The organism is Spirosoma spitsbergense DSM 19989, assembly GCF_000374085.1.
GTDB lineage: Bacteria > Bacteroidota > Bacteroidia > Cytophagales > Spirosomataceae > Spirosoma > Spirosoma spitsbergense.
In genome coordinates this window covers 1-13356 of record NZ_KB893603.1, presented here as the reverse complement: position 1 = coordinate 13356, position 13356 = coordinate 1, and the positions used below count along the sequence as shown (strand labels likewise).

Below are 13356 nucleotides of genomic sequence, written 5' to 3'. Positions count from 1 at the left end.
GGTTTTGGCAGTAGGGATACAAGCACGCTATAGGTATATCTGGTGGTGTCTCTAATTGAGGTTTTTTACTAACTGGCCCTCATTAGCGTGCAGTAGCCGAACGATTCGGCAAAGAGACAAAAGCTTTCTGGTCATAGCTGCCTAAAGTCAAATTGAGACACTATCTAAAATTTCAATCCCACATTGACACTGAGTATCCTGCGCTGGGAATTGACAATCCCTTCGACCGGTTCTTTCAGGATATCCTGGAAACCATAATGGTATACGGCCGACAGGAAAAGAGGTCCTGCATCGAAGCCCAGACTGGCCAACCCGTTGATGGTAGTAGAAGCCAGATTGCTTTGCTTGATAGCATTGGGAGCCGACGTGTTTAGATCATTGACAATTTTCAGTGGAGCAGCCAGTTCTGCCCCTAACTGGAACCGAACGGCCGATACACCCCGATCAGACTCAACCAGCTTGAAACCAATGTACACGGGCACATGGATGTATTGCTGGTTTACGTTGGAGGTAATGCTGTTGTACGAAATAACGGTTGAACTGGCGGGTAATGCCGTGGTGCTGCTAGCAGTCGAAATGTCGGAACTGGAAGTGAGGTATTCAGCCCCTATCTGACCATAAACCCGGCCACCACCCCGGAAAAAGAGACCCAACTGATAGCCTAACCGACCGCTCAGCGCATTTCCCTGCGTGTCTTCACCGGCAAAACGGGTTACGTTCGCGCCACCGTAGATACCAAACGCAAAATTCTGGTAATTATCCCGGCGCTCCTGTCGCTTCTCACTTTCTACGGACCGCATGCCATCGTCATATCCCTTGTCATACGCCTGACTCAGATCGCGCTCATCGTAGGTATTTCTGTATCGGTCGCCCGCATCCATCCGGCTTTCGTAACGATTATCATACGCCCGGCTGTTATTATCGCGCATGTTATAATTCCGACGCTGGTCAATAACCTCATCCCTACGCTGGTTTTCACGTCTTTCCTGCGCCTGCCGGTCATCGCGTTCATCCTGCATTCGTTCCTGCCGAAAATCCCGCTGGTTATTATACCGTTCGCGCTGATCTTCGTAACTGCGGTTAGAGTTCTGATTACGGTCGTCGTATGAATTTTGCTGGCCGTATACGAGACCCGTACCACAAAGGAATGCCAGTAATAAAGTTGTTTTCATTGAATTTTTCATAATAGTACAGTTGAGTAAAGAATCACTACATTTTAAAACTGCCATCCGGTTTGGAATGTTTGAGAAAAGAAAGGATACTACGCCCGAAAAGGCATTCCCTTCCGGGAAGCCACATTACAACGTAGCTTCCCGGAAGGGAAAGATAATCAGTCATTTACTCTTATGTATAAATCAAACGTACACTTGTTTAGCCAGTGCTTGTGTATTCAATAAACGACACGGCTTATTTATAGATAGCCAGTGCTTCGAACGTAGCGGGTACTGTTTTTGGCGCGCTGGAATTGGAGTTCAATTCACTTTGCGGGTAAATGAACCGCCAGGGAAGCTGCGTGCCGGTGTTCGGTGTCAGTTTGATGCCTACCGCTTCGGTACGGGTCCGGCGTTCGTCGTTCCAGCCGATGTGCTGACCGTAGAACGAAACGTAGCGCTCCTGCAAAATTTCCCGTAACAGGGCGTTATCGGCCGTAATACCATCAGCATTTTCGATACCACCAGCCGCAAAATCAGCCGCTACGTATGGCTCGTATTTGTAAGCCCCCGCGGTCAGATAAGCTGCGTTGATATTGCCGCCCGTATTCAACCATGACCGGTACGTATTCAGGTGCCCAAGCGCCATTGCGAAACCTTTTCCCGAACGCAAAGCCGACTCGGCCAGTGTCAATATATTTTCCTGATACGTAATGAGAGGGAAACTAGCCGTTTGGGCGAAAAATCCCGTCGTACCCGTTGTATTCGGCTCAATTTTGCCGGGTGTGTTAACCCCATTCTCCAGGTAGTAAAACTTATACCGGGCCGTTTCGATGGTTTTTGTATTCCCCCGGTACTTTGCCCCTGCCGGGTTTAACAAACCAACGTTGTACGCGCCAACCGCATTTATGTCCCCGGTCCGGGTGCTGGCCAGAAAGGAGAAATAGGAATTCTGGTTTACACTGGCGGTGTTGCCGTGGGGAGCCAATAATGAATTGGCGTACACGTTCACACCGGTTTGGGCAGCAGTGTAGGCAGCATCGTACTGTTTCAGGTCGGTTAGTAACCGGGCTTTCAGGGTGTAGGCGACCTGCGTCCATTTGATTGCATCGCCCGCAAAGTGAATATCTTCGCTTGTAACGGTGCCCACTCCCGATTTCAGATCGGCGATAGCATCATCCAGCAAAGCGAGGAGTTTTGTGTACACCATTGCCTGGGGTTCAAACGCTGGATTGGGATATTTGGCAATGTCCCCTGCCTGATCGAAGGGGATGTCGCCCCACAACTCCGTACCTGTAGCCAGCGCATTAGCCCGCAGCACTTTAGCAATACCAACCGTTTTGCGGTTTCCGAGGGCTGTTGCCTGCTCAATGGCAAGCAGCGCATTGGCATTCGTAGCCTGATACACCAGGTTCCAGTCGGCGTCATACACACCGGCAGTCACGTTGTAATTATAGTAGTCCAGCCATTGCCGGTCAGAACCGGAGGCATAGCCATCCCAGATAGTTGTCAGACGACTGGCCATTCCTTCCTGCGTGGCCATGTTGGCAATCTCGGTACCCGTCAGCAACAGGCTGGCGGTCGATTTGGTTGGATTGTTCGGGTCTACGTTCAGGTTCTCAACAATAGAGGTGCAGGAGACTACCTGAAGACCAAACAAAAAGACAAAAACTGATCTATATATTCGTTTCATAGTGGCGGCTTCGTCGTGAGAATTAGTAATTGATTTTTACGCTGAAAAGCAGCGACTTTGTGTTGGGACTGTTGAAGTAATCCTGTCCGCGCGAGTTGCTGGCTCCGTTAAGGGCCGTTTCCGGATCAATACCAACCATTTTGGTCCATAACACCGGGTTACGCCCCGTTACGGTTACGTCGATAGACTGTAGTTTGGTTTTCTTCCGGAATGCGGGTGAACTGAACGAGTACCCGGCCGAAATCTCGCGGATGCGCGTCCAGCTGGCGTCGGTAATGAACTGCTCGACCAGTGTGCTGAACCCTCCCCCGATGGACGTATAATACGACTGATCGAGCAACACGGGCCCCGAGCCAAAGTCTTGGATATTACCCCGAACGGTACTGCCCGCAGCGATTGTTTTACCCGCGTAATTCCTGAGGTCCTGCGTCAAGGTCACTTCGTTACCCACATCGGCATGGGTGCCAAAGTTGTAGAGAACTCCTCGTGTGCCGTTGTAGAAATCGCCCCCCTGGAAGGTCTCAAAAAGGACGTTTAGGGTTAGTTTTTTGTAGGAAAGATTAGTACCGAAACCACCGCGATAATCGGGGTTCGGGTCACCGATAACGCCAAACTGAGACGCAACCTGTGGGAAACCATTGGCATTGAGATTGAGCGAACCGTCGTCTTTGCGAAGATAGGTACCTCCGTACAGAGATGACATGGCGTAACCAACTTTAGCCACAGTACTGGCCGTACTGCTGAAACCACCGAGGGTAATGATATCGGTTCCGGCCAGATTGGTCACCCGGTTAATATTCCGGCTTACGTTACCAAAAATGTTCCAGTTAAACCCGTTCTTGTTCAGTAGGTTGAAGTTCAATTCCAGTTCCAGACCTTTGTTCGTCATCGAACCGGCATTGGTGTATTTCGAGGTGTACCCCGTCGAGCCAGCCGCAGCCACGTTCAGCAACAGATTGGTAATCTCGTTCTGGTAATACGTGAAGCCAGCCGTTAGACGGTTGTTCAGAAAGCGCAGGTCGGTGCCCAGTTCCCACTCCGTTTTCCGTTCGGGTTGCAGAAAAGGGTCACCCTGGGTCGAGTTACGAACATACGCCCCATTACCATACCCTGAGCCACTAAGCGGGTTGGCCCAGCTGCTAAACGAAGCGGTTACGTAGGTAGTCGTATTCCTGTATGCATCAGGCTGTACCCCGACGGTACCGTAAGAAGCCCGCAACTTACCGAATGACAGGATTGGGTTGTCCCGAAAAAGAGGTAGTTGCGTAAACTGCCAGGCCACATCGCCCGATGGGTAATAGAACGTCGATTTTGTCTGGCTACCGAAGGTAGAACCTGCTTCTGCCGCCAGGGAAGCATTGACGTACAACTGATTGTAAAAACCTACATTCAGGGTTGAATACAAACGGGCCATCCGGCGGTGCGTGCTGGTCCGGTAAGGTGCATCGTTCGATGTCAGCGAGTTACCGAAGTTGGCGGGCGCATCCGGAATGATGAAGTTGTTCATGGTGCCCCCCAGGTTAAGGTATTTCCGGTCGTTGATGTTGAAACCCACAATCAACGTGCTGGTGATATTCTTGCCGAAGTCCTTAAAGGCGCGGCCAATAACGTCGCCGTTCATCTCCGATTCCTGGAAAATTGCTTCCTCAAAACTTCCCAGACCACTGTTTATAGCCGAATTGACGGGATAGTTCGTGATGCGGTGATCCGTATTGGCATCGAGACCGCCACGCACCGTTATATCGAACCAGCTGCCCGGCGTAATCAGCAGTTCCGAACTCATAATAAAACGGTCCACCTCCGAAAAGTTAGTCAGCTCATTAATGGCCCACAATGGATCATTATAGATTGGGTTAGCCAGAGCGCCTAGGTAGTTCCGGTACGAACGCTGGCGGTTGGGAATGGCACTGGCCGTTGGCGATGAAAAGTAATTTCCGATGTACGATCGGCTGTCAAAATCAGGGGCCGAGCGGAGCATTCCGATGTAAAGACCGTTCACGCTGTTACTGCGCTGAATCCGGTTCGATGTTGTTCGGGCGTAGGTCGCATTGGTCGATGATTTGATCACATCATTGAAGCGACGTTCGGAGTTGAAACGGAGCGTTGTCCGGTTATAATCGCTTTGCCCGTTTATAATCCCTTTCTGCCGCAGATCACCCACGCTCAGGTAAAAATTCCCTTTTTCGTTGCCGCCACTAACCGACAGGTTATTATCGATATAAGTACCTGTCCGGAAAACCGCGTCCTTGCGCTCTTCCTGAAACGTCTGCTTCGAGTTTTTCGTAATAATTGGGTAGAATGTATTCCCGTTATACGCTTCAAAACGGGCACCATTCATATTAACTACATCATCGCCACCGGCCCGGTTCGCGATTTTATCACCCCATGAATTGGCGCTGGTTGGGTTATATACCCCATCGGAACCCTGCCCGTAGCTGCTTTGCAGGGGGTGCAGCAAATTAGGCTTATCGAACGAAACAGTCGAGCTGTACGAGATATTGACTTTATCCGTATTAGCCCCTTTCTTAGTCGTAATCACAATTACCCCGTTGGCCGCCCGCGACCCCCACAAAGCCGCAGCCGAAGCCCCTTTCAGCACTTGCAGGGAGGCAATGTCTTCGGGGTTTATATCGTTCAAACGGGATTGTTGCGTTACCCCGGCCACTCCGCTACCCAGGGTCGAGTTACTGATGGGGATACCATCCACAATAACCAGCGGCTGGGTAGAACCAGTAATAGTATTCTGCCCCCGAATCTGGATGTACGAACCGGCACCGGGGTCACCGGCAGAACGTGTAATCTGAACGCCGGCGGCTTTTCCTGACATACCGTTTATAACCCCCGTTTCGCCCGAACGAACAATGTCTTTTGCCTCAATCTTCGAGGCCGTTGCCCCCCGTTTATCGGCATTCTCCTTAAAACCCAGCGCACTAATAATGACTTCGTCCAATGACGTTTCATCGTGTTGCAAACGGACTGTAATGGAACTCTGATTACCAATAGGTACTTCGGCGGTTTTCATGCCAATGAAGGAGTAAATCAATACGCCGTTTTTCAGCAGATTATCGGGAACGGATAGTGTGTAGGCCCCTTCGGCATTGGTCGATGCGCCGATATTGGTGCCCTTTATCACCACGTTTACACCGGGAACTCCGCCGTTGTCGTCGCCGGAGGTAACAATTCCTTTAATGACCCGGCTCTGCGCAATGAGCTGCGCGGGTCCACAAAGCGCTAAAAACAAGACAAGTAGTAAACTTCTTTTTCGCATCTCACTTTACGATTAGGTTTATAAACAGGAAAAAATGCAGGGGTAACACAACAACCAGTCAGTCATTGTAGTAATGGGCACACAGAGCAGGTATGGACAGGTGAGGAAAGCGAATGGAATAGACAATAACAAATTGACTATCAACAGAATAACCTCTGATTTTCTTACAAAAAAGCGGTATTAAAACTTGAGAAAGGTGTGTAGAAATTCCTGATGAACGAGTCACGAATAGACCAGTGATCAGTTGGTCTATGGTAAGAAAGGGTACGCTGAGCCAGTCAATTTTTAATTCAAATATAATCTACCTGACAATAGACAGCAATAGCTTTATTCTGCTAATAATCACTTTTACCAATAAAAGACTACTAATAATTTCTATATTTAAAATTTAATTTTAAATTCTTTATAAAATTCCAAATTAAATATGTTCGTTGCTATGAAATAATAAGTATTTTCCCTGTAGTAACTGCCCGATTCAGTAAATCCATATCCAGTTTGCCCGGAAAAGAAGAGAAACAGGATGGGAATTTTATCGTTCTGGTGGCATGAAGCAGAAATTGTAATCGGGTTATCAGCCAGAGAAGTGTCATTTTAATGGAAGGCAGAATCTGAAAATAGTAATTTCGGTTACTGATAGTCAAAAAACAGACTGTCCGTCCATGAACAGTCTATGTCCGTTAGCGGACAGTCTATTTTGCCTGGAAAAATCCAGATCACTAACAATGAGCCTATTGAAAAACATGGTACATTACTTGTGCCTACATGTATTGAGTGACTGTAAGAACAGGAAAGAAATTCAGGTTCATGCAACCTTCATTCGTCAAACAGCATCCTTACGGTATAAACAAACGACCACTATGAAACGCAACCAGTTTCTACTGACCCTTTTGAGCGCAGGAACCATCGCGCTGACCTCCTTTGCGCCTGACCGCAACGACGACCAGACACCGTACCAAACCAAAACATTTTCGGGCAACATCAAAGCGGTGCGGGCCGAAACATCAGGCGGTAGCCTGACCATAGAAGGCGGTACCGATATGAATGCTAAAGTAGAAATGTACGTGCGGGGCAACAACGGAAACAGCAACCTCGACAAAGCCGAGATTCAGGAAAGGTTGAAAGACTACGACATCAGCATTGTGCAGGAAGGCAGTACCATTGTTGCCACGGCCAAACGACGCAATAACAACAATGACTGGAAACGGTCACTCAGCATTGGTTTCAAATTCTACACACCACGCAATGTATCGACCGACCTCCGTACATCGGGTGGCAGCATCAGTCTGGCCAGGCTGACTGGCCCGCAGAAATTTCGTACGAGTGGCGGCAGCCTGAACATGAGCGATATCAACGGTGATATTAACGGACAAACCTCCGGTGGAAGCATCCACCTCGACCGTTGTAAAATAACCGGAACCTCGGACCGTATCGACCTGCAAACGTCAGGGGGTAGCATCGAAGCTAAATCCTCATCGGGCACGATGCGTTTGCATACCTCCGGCGGCAGCATCCGGCTCACCGACCTACGCGGTACTATCGATGCCCAAACCAGCGGAGGCAGCGTAAACGGCAGCGATATTGAGGGCGATTTGAAAGCCGGTACATCAGGCGGGTCGGTGCGGCTGGCCAACGTATCGGGGAGTATCGATGCCAGCACCAGCGCGGGTAGTGTCGATGTAAGTATTACCAAACTAGATGGCCCCGTTCGGCTGGTTACCAGCGCGGGTAATATAAACGTAAAAATGCCACTCAACAAAGGTATTAGCCTGAATTTAAGCGGTAACCGCATCAAAATCCCGCTCAACAACTTCAGTGGAGATACGGAGAAAGACCACATCAAAGGCACGCTGAATGGCGGTGGCGTGGCAGTAACGCTCTCGGCCAACAGCGGCAACGTGTATGTGAATCAGTAGAAACGGGTTCAGAAAGAAGGTACCTGATACGCAACCCGCAGCGGTGTGCATTATCAGGTACCTTCTTATTTTTTCTCCTGCCCTTGCATCAAAAAGCAAGGTTTCAACGTATAAAGGATGGTGGTCTATCTATTTTTTTTGTAGTTTACGCCCCTTACATTCCTTATCGCTGAATTGACAAAATTAACTGGCTATGAAAAAGTATCTATATGTAATCTGCCTGGTGGCGGCTTTTGGCGGAGTAGTTTCCTGCTCAAAAAACAATGATCCAGCTCCTACGCCGGTAGTGGTGGGAAAATGGGCGTCTGACTATATTCTGGCCAGTGGCTTTGTCGCTCCCTATGCAACGAACAACGGATTGAAACTAAATCCGCTTGCGTATGGTATCAATGACAATTTCGACATAAAGGCCGATAAGACTTTTATAGTAACAGATCGCTCTGGTGTTCAGATTCAAACTTATCCTGGAACTTGGGACTACACAGAGCCGACATTGAATCTGAAATATGATAATGGTAGTTCGGAAACGCTGACTTACACTGCGCCTACATCGACGAGTACAGTTGCTCAATTATCCTACCCTGTACAGGCTGTATCGGACACGTTGACAAATCCAACGACAAAGCTTAAAGAAGTGGTTAAATTTAATTTACAACTCTTCTACACTAAGCAGTAGTAAGTCGTTTCCAAAATATACAAAGGCCGATGTCTATGCATCGGCCTTTTTTTGTGCCTTCCAATTGTTTGGCAACGTATCAACCTACTGTGAAACCATCCCCAACATACCGTTCGATAAACCAGCAACAAAATAAGCATTATCAATAATATACCAACATTCATTTGGTAAATACAATTATAGACTCCTACTAAATTTTGCTATAATATCAATTAGCAGAATAAATTGTAAGCGCTTTCGAAAGAAAGGCGCTTTTTTGTAATGATTAATCAGTACTTTCACAAAACCTTAGGTGTTAAGGAGTTATCTTTGGTATTCTATCATTTAATCCTTAATAAATCCAAAAAATATCATGTCATCACAACTAAATCGCCGGGACTGGCTAAGGGCCAGTGGTCTTCTTACGGCAGGTTTCGGTTTAAGTCGGTTTACATCCGCAGAAGCGGCTACCCCTACTGCCCCACTCGTCTCGGGCTTTACCAATGAGTTCGCTTTTGCTGATGATCCTTTCGACAAAATGTCGAAACTTCGGGCGCGGTTATTGGCCAACGAGAATCCACTCGGTATCTCGGCCAATGCCAAAGAAGCCCTGATAAAAGCAACAGAATTGGGTAACCGATACGCCTGGACGGAGTTCGGGCAATTGAAAACGCTGATTGCTACCGACGATATGGTGAAGCCGGAAAACATCATGCTGTCGCCTGGTTCGTCGGATATACTGATGGCTGCCGCCGATTACTTTTCCCAGCGGAGCGGCACCATCCTGACCAGCGCTATGACCTATGATGACCTGCTACAGCGGGCCACAAAGTTTGGTGCTAAAGTGAAGGCCCTGCCGATGACCAAGGACTACAAATTTGATCTTAACGCGATAAAAGCCAGCCTCACTCCCGACGTGAAGCTGGTGTACATCGTCAATCCCAATAACCCAACCGGTACCATCCTGCCAACAGCCGAACTGGAAGCCTTCTGCCGCGAGGTAGCGCCAAAAGTACCAGTCTTCATTGACGAAGCTTACATTGATTTCTACGAACCCGCTGACCGCCCAAAACTGGGAAAACTCGTAGCGGAAGGACTAAATGTTATTCTGGCCCGCACGTTCTCCAAAATTCACGGATTCGCCGGACTTCGTCTGGGCTATGCCATCGCTCAGCCCGATATACTCAAAACGCTGCACGCATACACCAACGCCGAATTCGCGGTGAGTATTACGACCCTGATGGCCGGCATTGCCAGCTATAAAGACATCGACTGGCAAAACCATTGCCGGGCCGAAAACGCCAAAGCCCGCAATTATACGACCAAGGCCCTCACCGACCTGGGCTACGAGGTAATTCCATCAGCCACAAACTTCATGCTGTTTCCGATTCGCATGAAAACCAAGACCTTCGAAGGGCAAATGTTTGCCCAGGGAATCGGTATCCAAACCCGTGACTTCAACGGACAACCCTACTGCCGGGTCAGCATCGGCACGATGGACGAAATGGCCATTTTTGTGGATGGATTTAAGAAGGTGGTTGGATAGGTTAATATTAGGAGTGAGGAGCCATCCGGTTAATCTTTGTTACAACCGGATGGCTCCTCGCTCCTCACCGCACCGGCGGCCCGGTCCTAAAAAAATATGACTCGAAGAGACTTTATCAACGCTACCAGTGCCAGTTATGCCAGTTTGCTAGCCTGGGGAATGGTACAGCCCGCGTCCGCATCAGCCCTGAATTTACCCTCAAACGGGAAGGGAGCCGATGGCAAAGGTCGGAAGGTAATTATTCTGGGCGCTGGTTTGGCCGGTATGACAACGGCTTACGAACTCGGAAAACTGGGCTACGATTGCACCGTTCTGGAAGCCCGCTCCCGCTCGGGTGGCCGCGTCTGGACCATACGGGGGGGAACCAAAGAAACAGAATTGAACGGGGGTACGGCCCAAACCTGCTCGTTTGGCGATGGGTTGTATTTCAATGGTGGAGCAGCCCGCATTCCGCACCACCATCAGTTAACCCTGCAATACTGCCGTGAGCTGGGTGTTTCGCTGGAGATGTTCAACGGCAATAACGAAGCCGCCTATTTGTACAACAACCGTCCTGCCGATGCCACCGGTACGGATACGATGGCGAATCGGCGGGTCCGTATCAAAGAGTACCACAACGACATGCGCGGCTACACCGCCGAACTGCTCGCCAAATCCCTCGACCAATCTGCTCTGGACCAGCAACTCACCAAAGAGGATATCGAAAAACTGGTCGATTTTCTGAAAAATGAGGGCGACCTCAATACAGCTCATCTTTACAAAGGCACGAACCGGCGGGGCTACAAATCCAAAGCCGAGCCGGGTGCGGGAACCATGCCGGGTGAGGTAACCGACCCCTTTGGGCTGACGGATTTACTCCGGTCGGGGTTTATGCAGCCCGTTTTTTACAACGTCGGGGATTACATCTACGAGCAGCAAACCACGCTCATGCAGCCCGTGGGTGGAATGGACGCCATCCCTAAAGCACTGGAGAAAAAACTAACCGGAAAAATTATTTTCAACGCCCCCGTGTCGGAACTCCGCAAGACCGAAAACGGCGTTCGTGTAGTATATCAACTGGCCGGTAAACCCGTTGAGCTAACGGGTGAATTCTGCGTGTGTACGTTACCGCTCCCCATGCTCAAAAACCTCGAATCCGACCTGTCCGGAACGGTGAAGCGGGCCGCGGACTTTGTGCCTTATATTAAAACGGGAAAAATTGGCCTGCAATTCAAACGGCGGTTCTGGGAAGAAGACGACTGGATTTACGGGGGCATTTCCCGTACCAACATGGACATCAACCAGATATGGTATCCGTCGTTCGGTTTTCAGGGTAAAAAAGGGGTGTTGATTGGGTACTACAACTTCTACAGCCGGGCCGAAGCCGTGGGTAGTTTACCCGTAGCGGAACGGGAGAAGCTGGCACTAACGCAGGGAGCAAAAATTCACGCGCAATACCCGGCCGAATTTGAGAATTCGTTTTCACTGGCCTGGCACCGCATTCCCTACACGGGTGGCGGCTGGGCTACCTACGATGATAGTACCCGCAAAAAATACTACCCGGCCCTGCTGGAGCCAGACGACAACATTTACTTTGCCGGTGAGCATACCACATACCTGACCGCCTGGATGGCGGGTGCTTTCACCTCCGCCCACCGTACCGTAGAAGCCATTCACGCCCGTGTGGGTGAATACACCAAGAAATAAGTTTTTTACGATGCCCGGCACGCCGGACGCCATAACAAATAACCCCATGAGAAATAACCTGCTACCGTTCCTGATTTTCCTTTGCTGTGCCGTTACCACACAGTTACTCAGCCAGCGCGTTTGGGCCGAAACAACGCCATCACAAAAAGCTATACTAGCCAGATACACGACCGACGCCGATCCTGCTGGCATGACGCTCGAACAACTAAAAGCGATTAAAGCCATAAAGATTGCCAACCTCGACAAAGACACCTATTTCAAGGCGGATGGGTTTATTCTGGATCGCTACGAAGAACGTCCGGCTTATGTGTTTAACTACACCGACGGTATTACCCGAAAAATTTACCTGTACAAAATCTTCTCGGCTGAAAACACGAAGGAACTCGGCCTGCTGGCGATATACAAAAACGAGAAGTCGGGAGAGATAAAACCCTTTGTTATTCCCGGTGCCTCCGCCGACCGCAAAGCGTGGGATGCCTACATCGATGACCTTAAGTACGTGGGAGAAAAAGAGCCAGGACTGATGTCGACCCTCACCTTCGTGCTTTCGCGCGAGATGGCCGGACTGTTATCGGGTGGCGCGGGTAAATCGGATGAAGGTGGAGCCAAGAAAAAAGAAGAATACAACTTCTGCTTTGCCCCGGATGCCCCCGTGACGATGACCGATGGATCCTCGAAAAAGATCAGCAGCCTTGCGGTAGGTGATGTAGTGCTGGGCTACAGTGCTCAAACCAGAACGTTTATGCCTACTACCGTCGTAAAAGTAGACCAGCATACCAACCGTGATTTCCAGCTGACGGGTGTGTGGCTCAGTGCCGTCAATGAACTCACCGCCGACACACGCACGGCACTCACAGCACCAACGCTACTGGAAGCCACTGCTAACCACCCCGTACTGACGGCCACGGGCCGCAAAGCACTCGGCGATGTGAAGGCCGGTGATGTCTTGTATCACTACGAACGGGGAACGAATCAGGTGGTTGCTTATAGGGTAGTACAACTTGAGCAGAAAACCCGCTCGGTAAAAATAGTCTATAACCTGACCACCGAATCAGGCGCTTATCTGGTAGGGGAAACCGTTGTCTTGGACAAGTAATTTTCAGTCAGGCTACTCTATAAAAAGCAGTACGGCGGCTTTCAACCCATCCGGGTAGCCACCGTACTGCTTTTTTGATAGGGTGCAATTCAAATTGTCGCAACCATGTCGTAGCTTAGGGCATGCCTGACGAACACTCCCTGCCCTTCACCGAAGAAGAATATGTGGCTTTGGCCCGCCAGAAATATAGCGAACTCAAAGCCCTCAGAAGTAAGCCTACCTTCTATGACTACGAGAAGTCATTTGAGGAGATTTGGCTCGACTTGGGGCGACAAGTCCTGGAAAAGAGTCTGAGTCAGGTACCGACTGATCGTCGTAAAAAAAAAGATGAAAACACGCTTTGGACCC

Annotated in this window: 8 protein-coding genes and 1 pseudogene; 6 read left to right on the top strand and 3 right to left on the bottom strand. The window is 49.6% G+C overall.

The window, feature by feature from the left end; all coding sequences use genetic code 11:
• Window positions 1–164: 164 nt before the first annotated feature.
• The 3 genes from B157_RS0130720 to B157_RS0130710 all read right to left on the bottom strand — a co-directional run bounded on the left by B157_RS0130720 (window position 165) and on the right by B157_RS0130710 (window position 6112).
• Entirely contained in the window at window positions 165–1184 is a 1020-nt protein-coding gene (locus tag B157_RS0130720; RefSeq protein ID WP_020607135.1) for an outer membrane beta-barrel protein, read from the bottom strand.
• Window positions 1185–1407: 223 nt separating this feature from the next.
• Entirely contained in the window at window positions 1408–2844 is a 1437-nt protein-coding gene (locus tag B157_RS0130715) for a SusD/RagB family nutrient-binding outer membrane lipoprotein (RefSeq protein ID WP_020607134.1), read from the bottom strand.
• 22 nt (window positions 2845–2866) lie between these two features.
• Complete coding sequence (locus tag B157_RS0130710; RefSeq protein ID WP_026309079.1) at window positions 2867–6112, bottom strand: SusC/RagA family TonB-linked outer membrane protein; 3246 nt, start codon at window positions 6110–6112, stop codon at window positions 2867–2869.
• An 857-nt stretch (window positions 6113–6969) separates the two neighbouring features.
• Between B157_RS0130710 and B157_RS0130705 the strand changes: the two genes are divergently transcribed.
• The 6 genes and pseudogenes from B157_RS0130705 to B157_RS0130680 form a co-directional block, all read left to right on the top strand.
• A complete protein-coding gene (locus B157_RS0130705) occupies window positions 6970–8025 on the top strand; it encodes a DUF4097 family beta strand repeat-containing protein (RefSeq protein ID WP_020607132.1) in 1056 nt (351 codons plus the stop codon).
• A gap of 193 nt (window positions 8026–8218) precedes the next feature.
• The gene (locus B157_RS0130700) at window positions 8219–8701 is read left to right on the top strand and encodes a hypothetical protein (RefSeq protein ID WP_020607131.1); all 483 of its coding nucleotides are present in this window, start codon (window positions 8219–8221) and stop codon (window positions 8699–8701) included.
• Between the two features lie 352 nt (window positions 8702–9053).
• Complete coding sequence (locus tag B157_RS0130695; protein ID WP_020607130.1) at window positions 9054–10226, top strand: pyridoxal phosphate-dependent aminotransferase; 1173 nt, start codon at window positions 9054–9056, stop codon at window positions 10224–10226.
• Between the two features lie 96 nt (window positions 10227–10322).
• On the top strand, window positions 10323–11912 hold the full coding sequence (locus tag B157_RS0130690) for a flavin monoamine oxidase family protein (protein WP_020607129.1): 1590 nt from the start codon (window positions 10323–10325) through the stop codon (window positions 11910–11912).
• A gap of 46 nt (window positions 11913–11958) precedes the next feature.
• On the top strand, window positions 11959–13008 hold the full coding sequence (locus B157_RS0130685) for a Hint domain-containing protein (RefSeq protein ID WP_026309078.1): 1050 nt from the start codon (window positions 11959–11961) through the stop codon (window positions 13006–13008).
• A gap of 122 nt (window positions 13009–13130) precedes the next feature.
• Window positions 13131–13356, top strand: a pseudogene (locus tag B157_RS0130680) (hypothetical protein); the annotation flags it as partial.

Coding starts and splice junctions, on each gene's coding strand:
- B157_RS0130715 (WP_020607134.1), bottom strand. CDS start 2,844: ATGAAACGAATATATAGATCAGTTTTTGTCTTTTTGTTTGGTCTTCAG.
- B157_RS0130720 (WP_020607135.1), bottom strand. CDS start 1,184: ATGAAAAATTCAATGAAAACAACTTTATTACTGGCATTCCTTTGTGGT.
- B157_RS0130695 (WP_020607130.1), top strand. CDS start 9,054: ATGTCATCACAACTAAATCGCCGGGACTGGCTAAGGGCCAGTGGTCTT.
- B157_RS0130710 (WP_026309079.1), bottom strand. CDS start 6,112: ATGCGAAAAAGAAGTTTACTACTTGTCTTGTTTTTAGCGCTTTGTGGA.
- B157_RS0130705 (WP_020607132.1), top strand. CDS start 6,970: ATGAAACGCAACCAGTTTCTACTGACCCTTTTGAGCGCAGGAACCATC.
- B157_RS0130700 (WP_020607131.1), top strand. CDS start 8,219: ATGAAAAAGTATCTATATGTAATCTGCCTGGTGGCGGCTTTTGGCGGA.
- B157_RS0130685 (WP_026309078.1), top strand. CDS start 11,959: ATGAGAAATAACCTGCTACCGTTCCTGATTTTCCTTTGCTGTGCCGTT.
- B157_RS0130690 (WP_020607129.1), top strand. CDS start 10,323: ATGACTCGAAGAGACTTTATCAACGCTACCAGTGCCAGTTATGCCAGT.